Below are 17,018 nucleotides of genomic sequence, written 5' to 3'. Positions count from 1 at the left end.
GATACACCTCTTTTTGTAATAAACACGAACCTTCAAATGAAGGTATCGACAAAACTATAAAGACAATATGCTCATTTCAACAATGTTTAAATGTGCTTCGTGAATGGTGAGGTTTAATGAAATATATATATTTTGTACTTCTAGCAATATTTGTCATGCTCTTTGCAGCAACACCGGCAGCATCCCTTGATCCGAGCGAACCGATAATACATTATTCAGATAGTGTGGCGGAACGAGACACAAAACTATCATTGGCCCAGGGATATACCCTTGAGATAGTTGATATAAATGAGGACAACGGGGATGTCTGGGTAGAAATACGCCACAATGGAAAAATTGTCGAAGATGGAGAAGGATCTGGAAAGGAAAACGATCCTTTTGAATACATACTGACCATTGAAGCAGAGGATAATGACGATGAGGATGAAGAATACCTTATCTTCCGGGTCACTCCAAAAGAACTCGTCACCAGTGGAACGGATACAGCTACAAAAATAAGAATAGAGCAATTCAGGGACCCTACAAGGGACATAAAGGATTTCCTGATATATGACCAATCGGATTCAGTGAACATAGGCGAGGAGATGGACCTGGAAGAAGGCTACACACTCTCAGCATCAGACCTTGATGTGGATGAAGAGACCATTACAGTAACACTGAAAAAGAACGATCATGTGGTAAAAGAAGTAAAGGAAATGGAACCAGGGGATATTTTCAGCTACTACAAGAACGTAGACGGAGAAATCCGTACGATCTTCATTGCAAATGTTTATGACTTTTTTGAAAGCAGTGAATCACACATACTATTCCTGAAAGAGATCTCACAAAGGGAAGATGTGGAAGTTGAGAGTAATGTTGAGATCAGCATCCAGGGATTATCAGGAAACGTTGTCAGAGAGGGTGAAAAAGCTATCATTTCCTACGAACTTGGAAATGATGCAGCCAAAGTAACGATATCTCTTGATGAGGACAGCATAGACGTCCGCAATGATGTGGATGCAGGAACCTACCAGACAATCACCGAAGAGCTGGATAAGGGAACTCATGAAGTGATGATTGAAACCGTTTCAACGGATGGCAGCATCTCTTCAAAAGAAACCTCATTCACAGTTGACGGAGAGAGTTCGACCGAGGATAATGTGTCCGAAGAGGAAATCTCCGTACCGGACCAGGTTGATGATATCATCCAGAATACCGAGAATACCAGCAGCGAATTTTCCGACTCAGTTGAAGACGTAACAAAGTCCACTGCATTCACATATATTGTAGTCGCCTTCCTTCTTGCACTTACCGCATTCTTCTTCAAGAGAGAGTTTAGCTGATCAACTCTTTCTTTTCATTTTCACAGAGAGAAAATAGATACATTGGTTCATCGTTCATAATCTTTATATTACACTGCCGTGTTTATAGCCACATTCCAAATCAAGCCTAATACAGAACGTGATCAGACTATGAGATATGTAATGAAATTTGGCGGTACATCCATTGCTGATGGGAAGAAGATACGTCATGTTGCACAGCTTTTGATCAGTTACAGAGATGCCGGAGATCAGGTAGTTGCCATAACTTCTGCCCTCGGAGGCGTTACTGACGGACTGCTCACCAACGCAGCTGAAGCATCACAAAAAGGGAAGGTAGCCCAGATAAAGGAGTTCATGACGGAACTTGCCAAAAAGCACTATGATGCTATTGGTCATGCAATTGATGATGAGAGGATCGCTGATGATGTTATCGAAACCATCGACAGCCGTATAGATGAACTTGAAAAAGCACTTATCGGAATCTGTTATCTCGGTGAGCTGACACCACGTTCCATTGATTACATCTCATCATACGGAGAACGTCTGGCAGTGCCGATCATAAGTGGAGCAATACGCTCACTTGGAACGGACTCAATGCCATTTACCGGCGGAGAAGCAGGCATTGTCACAACAAGTGATTACGGAAATGCCCAGCCACTTGAGAAAAGCTATGAGCAGGTGGAGAACAATATATCGACCCGGGTGGAAACCTCTATCCCCGTGATAACCGGTTTCATTGCAGAAGATAAGAAAGGCATCATCACAACCCTTGGACGCGGTGGTTCTGACTTTACGGCATCCATTGTAGGTGCTGCCATTCAGGCAGATGAGATCTGGCTCTGGAAAGAAGTACACGGCATTATGACAACTGACCCGAAGATAGTTCCCGAAGCATCATCTATTCCCCAGATATCTTACATCGAAGCAATGGAAATGTCATATTTCGGCGCCAAGGTACTTCATCCACGTGCTATAGAGCCTGCAATAAAACATGGCATACCGGTTCGTGTTAAGAATACCTTTGATATAAAATATCCAGGAACACTTGTCGTTGCAGACCAGACCCGAAAGGAAGATGTGGTAAAAGCAGTAACACTGATCAGGAATGTGGCTGCCGTCAACATATCAGGAGCCGGGATGGTAGGAGCTATCGGTACAGCAGCAAGGATCTTTTCCGCACTTGCAAAGGCCGGTGTCAATATAATTATGATCAGCCAGAGCTCATCCGAAGCCAACATGTCCCTTGTTGTTGATGATGCCCACCTCAAGAGTGCTGTAAAAGCATTGAAATCCGAGTTCAACAAAGATATTGTCAGGGAAGTGGCCTACGACAAAGATGTCTGTGTGGTCGCTGTGGTGGGTGCCGGAATGGACGGTATACCAGGCGTCGCAGGAAAAGTATTCGGAGCCCTTGGAAAGGGCAAGATCAACGTAATAATGATTAGCCAGGGTTCATCCCAGCACAACATCTCCTTCGCCATCAGTGAAAAGGATGCAGAGGAGGCAGTAAGAGTACTGCATAAGGAATTCGACCTCGGATCAAAGAAAACATCCGGACAATAAAAGGAGGCCTTCAAAGTTGAGTGATAAACATCTTACATACGCAGATTCCGGAGTGGATATCGAGAAAGAGGAATCCACTATCAAAGCACTGACAAGTGGAATGACATACAGACGCGAGGGCCTTGGCGCTCCGCTCACTGATATTGGCCACTATGCAGGACTCATCGAGTTCGGAGAGTATGCATTGGCAATGGCAACTGACGGCGTCGGTTCAAAGGTGCTCATTGCAAATGAAATGAAGCGCTGGAACACAGTTGGTATCGACTGTATCGCCATGAACGTAAACGACCTTCTGGCCATCGGTGCAGAACCGATCAGTTTTGTGGATTACCTTGCACTTGAAGAGCATACTGATGAATTCGCACGCCAGATCGGTGAAGGACTTACCCGGGGTGCAGAAATATCAAAGATGACCATCGTCGGCGGGGAAACAGCAACCCTTCCGGAAATCATAAATGGCTTCGACCTTGCAGGAACCTGCCTTGGAATGGTAAAGAAGAATGAGATCATAACCGGTGAAAAAGTGCAGCTTGGCGATGTCCTTGTAGGAATTCCAAGTAGCGGTGTTCACAGTAATGGCTACACCCTTGTAAGGAATATAGTCGACCAGTCAAAACACTCATATCACGACAACTTCCCGTACAACTCTGAGACCACCATTGGTGACGAACTACTGATACCAACCCGCATTTACATGGAAGTACTCGATGTAATAAAAGAATGTGACGTCCACGGACTTGCACATATTACCGGAAGCGGACTACTGAAGCTCAAAAGAGTTACCGATCTTGGATTTGATTTTACAGATCCTATCGAGCCAAATGACATCTTCAAGTTCCTTCAAGAAGAAGGAAATGTGGACGATCTTGAGATGTACCGTACTTTCAATATGGGAATGGGATTTTTGATAGTTCTTCCGGAAGCTGACGCTAAAAAGGCTGCAGAAATGACAGGAGGAAAGATTGTCGGAAAGATCGTCGAAAGCGGAATTCGTGTTGGTGACCTCGAGATAGTATAACATGGCATGCATCAACGACATACCCTATGAAATACTCCTGAAAGGAGCAACACCGCAGCAATGTGAGGACTTTGTCAAAAAGGAATGTGATGAGGTCTATCACGTTAAAGGTGGTTACAAGATACGAGGAGTGCTTCTCCGCGGCGGAGATTCCATTCCCATAGGAATCAAAGGAAATGATCTAATATTCCAGTTCATAAAACCCTGCAGCGGTCTTTTCATCCTGAGAATTCCGGATGCACAGGACGAGATCGAAAAGATACGCAATAAAATGAAATGATCAGATCTTTGATCGTCTTGCATTCTCCATAACGCAACCAAGAAAACCCGGGGAAGGGAACTCATGAACTGACGTGGCAATTATCATTCCACCCCCAACTTTTTTTACTACCATTACAGCCTGATCATCGTCATTTCTTAAGATGATATCACCGTCTGTTTCAGAGAAGTAACCGTCACACTCCACCATCTGACCAGGGTTCTCGACTATCCACTGTGCCTCATGCTCACCCACCCTGTGAAGATGTGTTTCCCCGTGTTTTTCTATGTACGTAAGCTGCATCGGTAACCAGCTGTGATCATATTTTGTGACAAGTGCTCCAAAGACAACAAGTGAACCACCGGCACTTACGAACTTCTCAAATGCCTTGCTGTTCCTTTCAATTCCCGGAAGTATCTTTGTATATGCTGAATTGGCAAACCCTGTTGGGACGATGACACATTTACATGCAGGAAGAAAAGGAGTGCCTATAGACGTAGAAAGAACACGCTGGCATTTCAGGCCATTTTCTTCAAACAGTTTTTCAAAAAGCAACGGATTATCCCAGATCAGCATCACATCTGTCATGAGAGGAACTAAACATTAAAGGCTCTTAAATTTTCCTGCCCGCAGGAGTGTAATAGATATCAATTACCCATTATACTGCAATAGAGATCCAGATCATAAATTGAAAAAGCGATAGCAAAAGAAATGAACACATAAAAAAGAAGAGAAAATGAGAGTTTAAGTACTCTCATATAGTGTTAAGATACCTTTCGACCTCCCAGTCGTGTACCTGAATACGATATGCATCCCAGTCAGCCCTTGCAAGCCTTAAGACGTTCTCGTGGACGTGCTCACCAAGAGCCTCACGCAGCAGATCGTCCTCAGCAAGGTAGTTTGCAGCGTCCTTGATGGTTGGTGGGAGCGTCTCTATGCCAAGATCCTGAAGACCCTTGTCGGAAAGTTCGAAGATGTTCTCTTCCCTGTTCTCTCCCGGATCGATCTTGTTCCTGATACCGTCCAGGCCTGCTGCGAGGATAGCAGCGAAGGTTATGTATGGGTTACATGATGGGTCAGGACTCCTGAGCTCCACACGAGTACCCTTGCCTCTTGCAGCCGGGATACGGATGAGAGAGCTTCTGTTGGCGCCTGACCATGCAATGTATACCGGTGCCTCGTAACCAGGTACGAGACGTTTGTAAGAGTTTACAAGTGGATTGGAAATAGCTGTAATAGCCTTTACGTGTTTAAGCAGACCGCCAATAAAGTAGCGTGCTTCGTCGCTGATCTGCATGTCACCCTCAGGATCGTAGAACGCATTTTCCCCGTTCTTTGAAAGGGAAATGTTCACGTGCATACCGGAACCGTTCTCACCAAAGATAGGCTTTGGCATGAAGGTTGCATGTAATCCATTGAGCTTTGCAATAGTACGGGTAACATACTTGAAGGTCATTACATCATCAGCAGTGGAAAGTGCACCGCCATACTTGAAATCGATCTCATGCTGACCGAAAGCGACCTCGTGGTGAGATGCCTCGATATCAAATCCAAGATCCAGGAGCGTCAGTACGATATCACGGCGTACATCCTCTGCAAGATCAGCAGGTGCAAACTCAAAGTACCTGCCGAAATCATGAGGTATTGTGGTTGCTTTGCCATTCTCCTTCTCGAAGAGGAAGAACTCAAGCTCAGGACCTACGTTAAGTGTAAAGCCCATATCCTCAGCTTCTTTCATAACTTTCTTGAGGACATATCTGGGATCTCCTGCAAAGGGAGTTCCATCAGGCAGATAGACATCACACACCATCCTTGCAACAACGCCCTTAGACTGGTTCCATGGAAGTATTGCAAATGAGGAGACATCGGGTTTCAGGACCATATCCGATTCATTGATACGGACAAAGCCTTCAACAGAAGAGCCGTCAAAGGAGATTCCCGAACCAAGAGCTTTTTCTACCTGTGTCACCGGGATCTCAACGTCTTTCACGACACCCTGAATGTCCGTGAACTGCAACCTGATAAACTTAACATTGTTTGCCTCAATGGCCTTGAGTACATCTTCTTTGGTATTAATATTCATTGAATCGCCCACATCAATGGATTGATTTGTGCCTAATTGCTTTAAAGATAATATGATATTATTGTTTAAAACCTACCTTTCATATATCATGTTTTTGGTAAAAATGGATATTTCTTTGATATAAAAATGGATAGATCCTTTGAAAATTAGTCTGTAAAAGGATAAGGTAAATGAAGGGAACTGGAGATCCCTGTTTGAGGGGATATTTCTTGAAATCCAATTATTTTGACGGACGGAATCTTTCAGTTTCCCTTATCAGAAGCCAATCTATAATTGACAGGAGTAGGATATATAGTCACTGGTAAAAACCATCAACTTTTACACCTAACCCCTGTTATGACCTATTTAAACAAAGCGAATGCCCACATCATGCATCTTGTTGCGTATGGCAATGTTTATCACCAGAGGTGTCAGTGACTCCACCATACCTGAGGTCTCAATAGGACCAATATCAAGAGGACGCATATTTGGGATCTCTCTTACAAGATCGAAGACTATTTTCTTGGAGTGCATGCAGTTTCCACAGACCGCGATATCATAATCAAGTTCAAGGTCAAGATCTGCAAGCTTCTTTGCAGGAACATTATGGAAAGCTGATACCAGCTCAATGCTTTGTGGCAAGAGACGTACCATTTCCTCGGCGGCACTGCCTGCAGCAGGAGTTGTATAACAGAAATAATCAGCATTGTATTCTGAATCCTTAGCATTAATGGTCACAGGACTATTGCTATGATCATCCTGCCGGATGTAACAGCGGTCCTTCTCCATAGGAACCACCACAGAAACTACGATCTGATCTTTCAGGACAGGAGTTATCAACTCAATGACAGATGGCACCTGCTCATAGCGTATTGCAAAGAGAATAATATCTGCACCCTCTGCTGCGGACTTATTGTCCGTTCCCTCGACAGTTGCATCAATACCCCTATCACGCAGGACCTGAGTATATTCAGCTGCAACGTCCATGGCTTTTTCTGCACTTCTGGAGCCTATTACCACATCATGTTTCGGACCCCAGCGTAAAGCAAATCCTTTACCAATATTACCAGTTCCACCAAGTATTGCGATCTTCATAACAATCCCATTAATCTTCCAAGTTAGTTATATCTGTTTTGACGAGTAGAAAAGCAATACGGGCAAAAAGAGAGGGGAAAAAACCCATCTCTTCAAGACCCAAAAGGTATTTTTGAATTCTTAAGCAATGCTTAGTACAACCATCCACGGTCTGACATTGCTTCAACAACACGGTTGATAGCGACAACGTATGCAGCGGTTCTCATCTCGATGTTGTATTCCTTGGATGCCTCGAGGACTGCGTGGTATGCGTTTGTCATCTTAGCATCGAGACGGTTGTGGACACGCTCTTCACTCCAGCGGTACATGTAGAAGTTCTGGACCATTTCGAAGTAGGACACAGTAACTCCGCCACCGTTACAGAGGAAGTCAGGGATCATGTGTATACCTTTCTTGAAGAGGATCTCATCTGCTTCAGGTGTTGTTGGACCGTTTGCAAGTTCTGCGATGATCTTTGCCTTGATCTTGTCTGCGTTCTCGTGTGTGATGACGTGCTCAAGAGCTGCTGGGACAAGTACATCGACATCAAGCTCAAGGAGGTCTTCGTTGGAGATTGGTTCTGTTCCTGCGAGGCCGACAACTGAACCGGTTTCCATCTTGTGGTCCTGTGCTGCCTGTGCGCTGAGACCATTCATGTTCACGACGCCGCCCCTGCTGTCACTGACAGCAACGACCTTACATCCGAAGAGCTCTTCACAGAGAGTGCCTGCGAAGTAACCTGCGTTACCATATCCCTGGATTGCTACTGTTGCGTCCTTGAGTTCGAGACCGATCTCTTTTGCTGCTTCACGGACTGCGTAGAGACCACCACGAGCTGTTGCGTCGCCACGACCGAGTGAACCACCAATGCTGAGTGGCTTACCGGTGATGACACCAGCCTGGTTCTTACCGGAGAACTTGGAGAACTCGTCCATCATCCATGCCATCATCTGTGGGTTGGTGTAGACATCCGGTGCAGGTACATCCTTGTCAGGACCTACGATCATTGAGATGCTTGAAATGAATTTCCTTGAAAGGCGCTCGAGTTCACCAGCGGACATTCCCTTAGGGTTGCAGATAACTCCACCCTTACCTCCACCGAGAGGGATGTCCATTACTGCACATTTCCAGGTCATCCATGCTGCAAGTGCCTTGACTGTGTCAACGGTCTCTTCTGGGTGGAAGCGGATACCACCTTTGGTTGGACCCTTTGCATCGTTGTACTGTACCCTGAATCCCTGGAAGACCTTGATGCTTCCGTCGTCCATGCGGACAGGAAGGGATACGTGCATTTCCCTCATTGGGTTTCTGAGGATCTCGTGGATACCTTCATCAAGCTCAAGTATATCTGCGCATTTCTTTAACTGCTTTCTTGCATTTTCAAATGGGTTCTGTTCTGCCATGTGATTTACCTCGCATTTAATTTTAGATAATAATTCTATTTTTTAAAAAAGCCATGGAAATTATATAGCCTTTTTTGTTAACACTTTATTGTGATCATCTCATTGGTAGTTATAAAGATGTTATCACCAGTGTGATGACTAGGCTAGCTATTACCGATATGAAGTATATAATTATTTTGGTACTGAATTACCTTCCAATTAATTAAGATAAGAGATGAAAACGAGAAGAAGAGAGATATATTATAAGAAATCCCTCTTTAAAATTGCCACCAACTCTTTCGAATTCGGCATTTTTTCTTTGACATTTCCGAAAACTATTTCAAGATCATAAGTCAGACGCATAAATCCTACTGACAGATCAATAGCATCCACCAATGCACAACTGACCCCCGGAACAAGATCCATACTGAGTTATTGCCACCACAATACGTCATCTTTATATTACACTACCATATAGTACTCCATGGCGCATTGTAAGGTCCTTGCACGAGAATATGGCAGAGCCTTTCTGTGAATGTACAGACAACCTCAATGCGGCACATACGATAATGCAACATACGCCTGACACGAGGGAAACCGGAAGGGACAGCGGGGATCCCAATAGGATGATCTTTCGGAGTTAGTGGGCCGGGCTACAGCATTATCGACATCTTCTCGATCATACCATATCCCATATAATTCAATAAAGGTCACAGACATGTCTTTTGAAAATTCACTAAAGGATAAAGGGGATAGTATTACCATTGATCTGGAAGTGACACCAGGCGCAAAAAAGTCCTGTTTTCCCGGTGGCTACAACCAATGGCGGGAGCGCATCGAAATAAAACTTACAGCCGCTGCCCAGAAAGGTAAGGCCAACAATGAGCTTATAGAGACCCTCGCAGACTTCTTTAACATAAACACTTCAAGCATCAGTATAAGGTCAGGTGCAAGAAGCACAAAAAAGACAATTGAGATAACCGACCTTGATTATAGTAAAGCAGCAGGGTTGCTCAGAGAGTGTTTCGAGAATATAAGTTGAAACTTGTCGAAATAACGAAGCCACCAATAATATATACAATGGTTCGTATATAAAAAAGAATGACGCTTACTCAAGTTCTTACAAATCCAAACGGCTTTTTTGCAGAAAAGATGAAGACCGAAGTGGAAATGAAAACCCCGCTTATGATCGTACTTCTCATTGCAGTCCTCGGCGCGATAAACGCCGTAATAATGACGCAAAAGATCATGGAAATATTGCCACCTGAAGCAGCAGCATTTGCAAGCATAGGGGCAATTGCAGGAGGAATCGGTGCATTTATAGGGGCGATCATTATGTGGGTCATTTATTCAGGAGTATTCTATGCGATCTCATCCATCCTGGGCGGAGAAGGAACGTTCAAGCGAGTACTCGAAGTTGTTGCCTACGGATTCATCCCATCCATTGCAAACAGTATCATAGGGACCATAGTAATGGCAACATCATTCTCAGTAGAGAACTTTGACATGCAGAACCCGGAACTTATGGAACAGGCAATGCTCAATGACCCCACCATGAAAATGTCAATGATAGTCGGGATCCTTTTCACATTATGGAGTGCTAACATCTGGATATTCGGACTTGTTCATGCAAGACACATGACCGTGAAGAACGCAGCTATATCCGTACTGGTGCCTGTAGGACTCTATGTATTATACACTGCAAGTAAATTCATAGGTGCATAAAGTGACACTAAAGGCCATTATAAGCATAACACTGGTGCTGCTTCTGGCATTTACTGCCCCTGCAGCAGCCGATACTGACATACGCCCAACCGTGGTCGTAGACTATTCCATGGAACCTGCGGTCCTGATGCCGGGAGATACCGGAACCATCACCATATCCATAGAAAATATGGCAAATGGAGAGATCTATGTACAGGAAGATGAGAAGACCTTTGACATGAACGCCTACATTGCCAGTATAGCACTTGGCGGTAACGACGATATCGAGATCCTCAATAAAGAGCATACGGATATCGGCCTTCTGGGACCCCGGGACACCATCAAGCTGGCATTCAACATACGTGCAAAGGAAACAGCAGAGAATGGCGTCCACTTCCTTACCATGGAACTTGTGGGTGGCAGTGACATGAACGATCTCAACTACAACATCCCAGTCAAGATCGATGGCAGGAACTTAAGGCTTATAATGGCAACAATGCCAACAACAGTGATGAACGAGATATCAACAATAGAACTGGATATCATCAACACAAGGCCAAATGATGTGAACAATGTCATAATCAAAGCCGAAGGAGAAAATGTTTCTTTTAATCCTGCAGAGGTCTTCGTGGGGACCATACCTGCAAGCGATAAGACCACAGTTGACATCACCCTCAACACCATGGCATCTTCAAGCGGAACGAAGAACATCTCGTTCACAGCCTCATTTTTCAATGGCGATAACTACCATGTTTCCGGAAATGAAGATACAGAAATAAACGTAGTAAGCCAGCCATCATTGATCTTCACCGGTATCGAAGTGACAAAGATTGGGAACAAGTATTCACTTATTGGAGATATCAATAATTTCGGTACGACCGATGCAAAGAACGTACTGGTGTCTATTGCCGAATCAGAAAATATCACACCTATGCAGCCTTATGCGAACTACTTCGTCGGCACACTGGAAGCAGATGATTTTAGCAGTTTCGAACTGTCTGCACGCATCCTGACCTCTGACGTCAAAGAAATACCCATCCTTATCGAATTCCGTGACACAGACAACGTATATTCATCTGTGACAGGCTATATTGATCTTGAAAGTGCTTCAGCCCCAGAAGGCGGGGAACAGGAAACCCCCCTATGGATGTGGGGAGTCATTGGAATCATAACCATTGCAGTTGCCGGAGTCATCGTCTATACCTGGAAGAAACGCGAGGTAGCAGAAGAGGAAGAAACGGACGATGAGGACGAAGACGGATTCGATGAAGACGAAGATGATGATGATGAAATCGAAGAATGATGGGGAACCTATGTCCGATCCGATAGTCCAGTTACAAAATGTCAGGAAGATCTATACCCTGGGAACAAGTGAGATACATGCACTCAACGGGGTCAACATATCCATTGAAAAAGGAGATTTTGTCACAATAATGGGATCATCCGGTTCAGGAAAATCCACACTTCTTAACATGGTAGGCTGTCTTGACACACCCACATCAGGTAAAGTCAAGATCAATGGAACGAATATAACCAAACTTGATGATGACAGGCTTACAGCCATCCGCAGGGACAATATAGGCTTCATTTTCCAGCAGTTCAACCTGATCCCAACCCTGACTGCGATCGAGAATGTTGAGATTCCCATGATATTCAGCAGGATCACACCAACCCTGCGAAAAAAGCGGGCCATGCATGCACTGGAACAGGCACAGCTCGATCCGGAATATGCATCCCATCGCCCGAACGAGCTATCTGGAGGACAGCAACAGAGAGTTGCCATTGCCCGTGCCCTTGCAAATGAGCCACCGATACTTCTTGCTGATGAGCCTACCGGAAACCTTGACTCTAAGACAGGGAAGAGTATAATGGAGTTGCTGGTCCGGCTAAATGAAGAAGGCACTACCTTGATCGTTGTCACCCACGACCATAAACTTACTGAATACTCCAATAAGACCATCGTACTAATGGACGGAGAGGTTTCCGATGATATCTATTGAAGATATACAGAGCAACATGTACCTGCAACTTGCAAAGAGAAATCTCAAGCGGCAGACCTTCCGGACAGTACTTGCAGCCATAGGCATAATCATTGGCGTCATTGCCATCTCATCCATGGGGATACTCGGGAACAGCCTGAAAATGTCGGTCACCGATTCATTCGGTGACATTGGAGACAAACTTCTCATATACCCTGCACCTGGAGAGGACGGAGTCACCGAAAAGCAGATCAGCCAAATGAAAAAGGTGCACGGCATAGATGCCATAATCCCTGCCTATTCAACAGGAGACCGGGTTGAATATAAGAACAGCTATACCTTTGGGTCCATCTATAGCATCGAACAAGAGGATCTGGAAAAACTGGTAGAAGTGGAAGACGGACAGTTCTTCAAATCCGGTTCTACGGATTGTGTAATAGGTGCCTCCATTGCCGAGACCCTTGACCTGAAGACCGGAGGCAAGATAGAGATAGGAGATTCAAGGCTCAGGGTAGTAGGTATCCTGAAAGAACGCGGGATGGGATTCGACATCAATGCCGATACAGGAGTATTCACATCGATCCAGATGTATGAAAAGATGTACCCTGAAGAGAGGGATGAATATGATTTTGTCGTCGTCCGGGCAGAAGAACTTGACCAGGTTGATGACATAAAAGAAGATATTGAAGATCTTCTGAACAGGAAAGAAGAAGTAATAACCGTTTTCGCGACCAATATCATCCTTGAGAGCATAAATGAAGCATTCAAGTCCATTTCCCTTTTCCTCATGGGGATAGGTTCGATCTCACTAATAGTAGCAGGTGTCAGCATATTGAACGTCATGCTCATGTCCACAATGGAACGCACCAAAGAGATCGGTGTGATGAAAGCAGTCGGAGCCTCACGAAAGGACGTGCTCACAATGTTCCTTCTGGAAGCCCTGCTTCTGGGAATTGCTGCAAGCCTTATCGGAGGTTTGTTTACAATCGGAGCAGGATATCTAATACTTTCACTGGTGGTAAAGAATACATCATACCTGTTCTCATTGTCAACATTACTCTACATACTTGAGGGAATCCTTTTCGGTGTTGCTACAAGCCTTATTGGCGGAATGTATCCTGCATGGAAAGCATCGAATATGAGACCACTCGATGCATTGCGTTACGAGTGAGAACAACCCAGAAAAGCAGAATTTTTTTCTATTAAAAATAGAGAGAAAGAGGATATATAAAGATAAAGAAAAGGTGGTCATTCCTCGGAAAGCCCACCCATATCTTCGAACTCGAGTCCTTCAAGTTCTTCTTTTAATCTGTCCAGGTCTTCCTGTGAGATAGAGGTAGTGTTATCAGACCCGTTTGAGGTATCCTCGCCCTCAGGGATGGTTTCTGCCAGACCATCGGCCACATTTTCAACTCCGTTTTCATCAATATCCTCTGAGACAGCTGTCGTATCCTCTACAACGACATCATCCATTTCTTCTTCAGGGACATCCCTATTTTGAGCACAACCACTAACAAGCAACATCGTAGCAATAATTAAGATCGCAAATATCATTCGTTTCATTTTATCAGTCCCCCCCTGACGATCATGCCATATGCCTCATTCAGGTATCCATGTGCTGATATCATATTTCCCCTGGCTATCCGGAGATAGTTGTTGCCGTTTGAGAACTTGATCAATGGCTGACCGGGAACACTCACCTGTTCGTATTCTTCTTCAGCATTGTCTATATTTGTCCTTGCATCCTCGATCTCGGCCTTTGCCAGATCCAGCTTTTCAATGACAAGGTCATTATTATCCATATCTTCGGCTGCCTCACGCAGTTTTGATTCATAGTCCTCAAGGGTATCTGCATGCTCGTTTGCTGTGTGTACCCACACAAACCCACTGTTCCTTGCAACATCGGAAACAAGCTCAAAATAGCTTCCGACCATTTTAAGGAAAACTGCACCCAACTGGAACCTGTTCTCCACACCATCGACATCTGCCCTTAGCTCATCAATCTTCACAAGATTGACATCGACATCTTCCTGAATGCTCTCCTTCAGATTAACAGGAATGTCAGGATTCTCGGCTACTTCAAGGTCTTTCCATATCAGCCATGCTTCAACTTCATCAAGTGCAGCATGCAATGCATCTTTACCGGTATCGATGACATTCTGGTTATTTTCCTCGGTCTTGTCTGCTGCCCATTCGATCTTGGCATCCCTGTGCTCAGACTGGGCTTCGACACTTGCCTGTTTTGCATCATGCCATGCCTGTTTTGCATCACTTGATGACAACGCACTTACAGCTATTGGCTGCAAGAGGAGCATAGCCAACACAAGCAATGCAATAAAAGATATTTTTTTTAGTTTCATGTCCGTTCTCCCGAATTACAGATGCCTTCATCAGCAATATAACATTTTGGAGCTTTTCTGAAGAACTTATGAAAAATAACGATCAAGATCAGAGTGAAGAATTGATCAGTGACTGATAAGGAACTGACAAACCGACAAATGATATAAGGGACTTCTATCAAAAATAAGACTCATGAACACTTTGCATGTGGAAACCCGGGAAGAATGGAGAAAATGGCTTGAAAAGCATAATTCCACTGAAAAGGACATCTGGCTGGTTCACTACAAGAAGCACACCGGCAAGCCCATACTCCAATATGATGATGCCGTTGAGGAAGCGATCTGTTTTGGCTGGATAGACACCCTTATTCGCAGGATCGATGAGGAAAGGTATGCCCAGAGATATACCCCTCGCACTGAGAGAAGTCAATGGTCGGAAACGAACAAGCAAAGGGCACGGAAAATGATAGAACTGGGCAAAATGACAGAGAAAGGTTTGCAGAAACTTGGCAATGCACTCAATGAAAAACCAGCGCAATCAAGGATAAAAGCAACTGATATTCCGGCAGATATGAAAGCAGCCTTAAAGGCAGATGAGCAGGCATGGAAGAATTTTTCAGCCTTCGCCCCGGGTTACAGAAGAAACTACATCGAATGGGTACTTGATGCTAAACGTGAGGAAACAAGGCTCAGAAGAATAGAAAGCGTTGTAGAAAGAGCACGTGAAAATAAAAAGCCAGGGATGATGTGACCAAATATCACTGGCCACATCCCTGAAATTAAAAACCTTAATTAAGTGAGTCCCTGACGATCTGGGCTGTACCCTCGCCTTTGAATGACTTAATGAACAGAAGGGTCTCAGCATAGCACATTGCGTCAATTGCAGCTTTTGTGTCATCGGACACAGAGTATATCCTGTCAAAGAACTGCTTGACTGCAAACTTGCTGAACTTGCCAAATATCTCAGTGTCGTTCTTACCAGGTGCTTTCTCCTTATAGGTCTCAATTGTCCAGTTACGGATATCCTGATAAAGTTCAGGTTCGTAGACCTTGAATATGTCCCAGACGATGTTCTGATAGAAAGTTGCCACATTTCCTTTGACGATATCGCCGTGAGGGAAATTGTTGTGGATCAGATCACGTGGAGTACCTGTAATACCGTGCTGTGCGATCCTCACGTCCAGGTTATTGTCCTTCAGTGCCTGTGCAACTGCAATTGTCTGATCGATGTCGATGGACACCTGTTCAATAAGATTACCACTGGCATCATAGGTATTTCCGTGTGCACTTCCATTGGCGATTGCCAAAAAGTGAGGGAAGACACCGTTCTCGTTCAATGCCTTGATGAATGTAACTGCCTCTTCCGGACTGGTAAGTACCCTTCCGTGCTCATCTTCCCTGCCAATCTCACCAACCTCTACTTCAAGACCATATCCCTTGTCCCCCATGTTCTCCTTGATGTGAAGACCGATCTTTGTGGTTGCATCGATATTGTCAGCAAGCTCTTCGCGCAGGTTCCCACCCTGGAAATTGAACAGATGAGATGCGTCAATTGCAAATGATGTGAATCCTGCATCGATCTGTCCGCTTACAAGGGCCTTTGTAGACTCGATGTCTTCATCATCCCCTTTCTTGATACCGATGTGATCAGCATGCAAAGCCCACATATCAAAACCGACTTCCTTTGCTGCCTCTCTTGCCATCCTTGAAAGGTCTGATGGCTTCAATCCGGCATATCCACCTTCAAGATTACACTCGGACCTTGCAAGCTCGAAGATAAGTGGGGCATCCATGTCCTTAGCAGCGCTCATAATGCCTTTCATGACAAGTGCTATCCTCGGGTTAGCGGTCATTATAATAGTGTCCTTGTCAAGCAGGCTCTTAAACATTAATGAACTTGGTATTGGCTCAAAATTATTATTGGTCATATTGGTACCTTCAAATTTCTTTCAGCTATTTTTGATACTTAATAGACGTTTCAATTCATAATCATTTCTATCCAAAATGAAATCGCCCCAATATGAAATAAAAATACCAAAAAAGATAAATACACAACATCTAATGTGATTAAGATAAAATGAGGGGGCTAAGCCAATGAAACATCTCCTGGAACTGGAAAATAAACTTTCAAACATGACAACTGACGAAATCTACAACTATGCAAAAGAGAACTATCCGGAAGAACCGAACATGTGGATGGGAAAGAAAAAGCTGGTAGTTCGCAGAATAGTCAATTATGAAAGGAACAAGATGAACATTGCAGAGACCACAGAGTGAACTAAGCTCTGCTCTTTTTGATATAGCTGATATAGCATACCTTCTTCAAAGGCCATTTGT

19 protein-coding genes are annotated in these 17,018 nt (G+C 44.4%); 11 read left to right on the top strand and 8 right to left on the bottom strand.

All coding sequences use genetic code 11. The annotated features are described in order from the left end of the window. Positions 1-116 precede the first annotated feature (116 nt). The 4 genes from LI82_RS03440 to LI82_RS03425 all read left to right on the top strand — a co-directional run bounded on the left by LI82_RS03440 (position 117) and on the right by LI82_RS03425 (position 4,162). Complete coding sequence (locus tag LI82_RS03440) at positions 117-1,322, top strand: S-layer protein domain-containing protein (RefSeq protein WP_048193544.1); 1,206 nt, start codon at positions 117-119, stop codon at positions 1,320-1,322. 141 nt (positions 1,323-1,463) lie between these two features. Then, entirely contained in the window at positions 1,464-2,864 is a 1,401-nt protein-coding gene (locus LI82_RS03435; RefSeq protein ID WP_236622653.1) for an aspartate kinase, read from the top strand. A gap of 16 nt (positions 2,865-2,880) precedes the next feature. Further along, positions 2,881-3,882 carry a phosphoribosylformylglycinamidine cyclo-ligase gene (purM, locus tag LI82_RS03430; RefSeq protein ID WP_048193542.1) on the top strand — a complete coding sequence of 334 codons (1,002 nt, stop codon included), beginning with the start codon at positions 2,881-2,883 and terminating at the stop codon, positions 3,880-3,882. Position 3,883: 1 nt separating this feature from the next. Continuing rightward, complete coding sequence (locus LI82_RS03425) at positions 3,884-4,162, top strand: DUF1894 domain-containing protein (RefSeq protein WP_048193541.1); 279 nt, start codon at positions 3,884-3,886, stop codon at positions 4,160-4,162. Here LI82_RS03425 and LI82_RS03420 read toward each other — a convergent pair whose 3' ends face one another. The 5 genes from LI82_RS03420 to LI82_RS12995 all read right to left on the bottom strand — a co-directional run bounded on the left by LI82_RS03420 (position 4,163) and on the right by LI82_RS12995 (position 9,085). After that, positions 4,163-4,729, bottom strand: coding sequence for a hypothetical protein (locus LI82_RS03420; protein WP_048193540.1), 567 nt, complete (start codon positions 4,727-4,729; stop codon positions 4,163-4,165). It lies immediately after the preceding gene. Positions 4,730-4,895: 166 nt separating this feature from the next. Beyond that, entirely contained in the window at positions 4,896-6,224 is a 1,329-nt protein-coding gene (gene glnA / locus LI82_RS03415; protein WP_048193539.1) for a type I glutamate--ammonia ligase, read from the bottom strand. Between the two features lie 345 nt (positions 6,225-6,569). Then, positions 6,570-7,298, bottom strand: coding sequence for an NAD(P)-binding domain-containing protein (locus LI82_RS03410; protein WP_048193538.1), 729 nt, complete (start codon positions 7,296-7,298; stop codon positions 6,570-6,572). Between the two features lie 131 nt (positions 7,299-7,429). Further along, positions 7,430-8,680, bottom strand: coding sequence for a Glu/Leu/Phe/Val family dehydrogenase (locus tag LI82_RS03405; protein ID WP_048193537.1), 1,251 nt, complete (start codon positions 8,678-8,680; stop codon positions 7,430-7,432). Positions 8,681-8,920: 240 nt separating this feature from the next. Next, positions 8,921-9,085 carry a hypothetical protein gene (locus LI82_RS12995; RefSeq protein ID WP_160174932.1) on the bottom strand — a complete coding sequence of 55 codons (165 nt, stop codon included), beginning with the start codon at positions 9,083-9,085 and terminating at the stop codon, positions 8,921-8,923. 292 nt (positions 9,086-9,377) lie between these two features. On the opposite strand from LI82_RS12995, the gene LI82_RS03400 reads away from it, so the two are divergent. The 5 genes from LI82_RS03400 to LI82_RS03380 are packed head-to-tail and all read left to right on the top strand — an operon-like array spanning position 9,378 to position 13,513. Beyond that, complete coding sequence (locus LI82_RS03400; protein WP_048193536.1) at positions 9,378-9,701, top strand: DUF167 domain-containing protein; 324 nt, start codon at positions 9,378-9,380, stop codon at positions 9,699-9,701. A gap of 59 nt (positions 9,702-9,760) precedes the next feature. Continuing rightward, positions 9,761-10,384, top strand: coding sequence for a YIP1 family protein (locus tag LI82_RS03395; RefSeq protein ID WP_048193535.1), 624 nt, complete (start codon positions 9,761-9,763; stop codon positions 10,382-10,384). Position 10,385: 1 nt separating this feature from the next. Further along, a complete protein-coding gene (locus tag LI82_RS03390) occupies positions 10,386-11,666 on the top strand; it encodes a COG1361 S-layer family protein (RefSeq protein WP_236622652.1) in 1,281 nt (426 codons plus the stop codon). Positions 11,667-11,676: 10 nt separating this feature from the next. Next, entirely contained in the window at positions 11,677-12,363 is a 687-nt protein-coding gene (locus LI82_RS03385) for an ABC transporter ATP-binding protein (protein WP_048193837.1), read from the top strand. Beyond that, positions 12,350-13,513, top strand: coding sequence for an ABC transporter permease (locus LI82_RS03380; protein WP_048193534.1), 1,164 nt, complete (start codon positions 12,350-12,352; stop codon positions 13,511-13,513). Before LI82_RS03385 ends, LI82_RS03380 begins: the two co-directional genes overlap by 14 nt. Before the next feature lie 77 nt (positions 13,514-13,590). Here the strand turns inward: LI82_RS03380 and LI82_RS03375 are convergent, their stop codons facing one another. Then, positions 13,591-13,905, bottom strand: a complete 315-nt coding sequence (locus LI82_RS03375) for an LptM family lipoprotein (RefSeq protein ID WP_048193533.1) — start codon at positions 13,903-13,905, stop codon at positions 13,591-13,593. Beyond that, entirely contained in the window at positions 13,902-14,702 is an 801-nt protein-coding gene (locus LI82_RS03370) for a hypothetical protein (protein ID WP_048193532.1), read from the bottom strand. The genes LI82_RS03375 and LI82_RS03370 overlap by 4 nt, the downstream gene beginning before the upstream one ends. Positions 14,703-14,874: 172 nt before the next feature. On the opposite strand from LI82_RS03370, the gene LI82_RS03365 reads away from it, so the two are divergent. Continuing rightward, positions 14,875-15,432 carry a YdeI/OmpD-associated family protein gene (locus LI82_RS03365; RefSeq protein WP_048193531.1) on the top strand — a complete coding sequence of 186 codons (558 nt, stop codon included), beginning with the start codon at positions 14,875-14,877 and terminating at the stop codon, positions 15,430-15,432. Positions 15,433-15,469: 37 nt separating this feature from the next. Here LI82_RS03365 and LI82_RS03360 read toward each other — a convergent pair whose 3' ends face one another. Further along, positions 15,470-16,609 carry a class II fructose-bisphosphate aldolase gene (locus tag LI82_RS03360; protein WP_048193530.1) on the bottom strand — a complete coding sequence of 380 codons (1,140 nt, stop codon included), beginning with the start codon at positions 16,607-16,609 and terminating at the stop codon, positions 15,470-15,472. 166 nt (positions 16,610-16,775) lie between these two features. Here LI82_RS03360 and LI82_RS03355 point away from each other — a divergent pair, with 166 nt between their 5' ends. Then, entirely contained in the window at positions 16,776-16,958 is a 183-nt protein-coding gene (locus LI82_RS03355; protein ID WP_048193529.1) for a hypothetical protein, read from the top strand. Positions 16,959-17,018 lie beyond the last annotated feature (60 nt).

This window comes from Methanococcoides methylutens (assembly GCF_000765475.1).
In the GTDB taxonomy this organism is placed as follows: Archaea; Halobacteriota; Methanosarcinia; order Methanosarcinales; family Methanosarcinaceae; genus Methanococcoides; species Methanococcoides methylutens.
The sequence above is the reverse complement of the archived record's forward strand: the minus strand, read 5'-3'. Positions and strand labels throughout refer to the sequence as shown.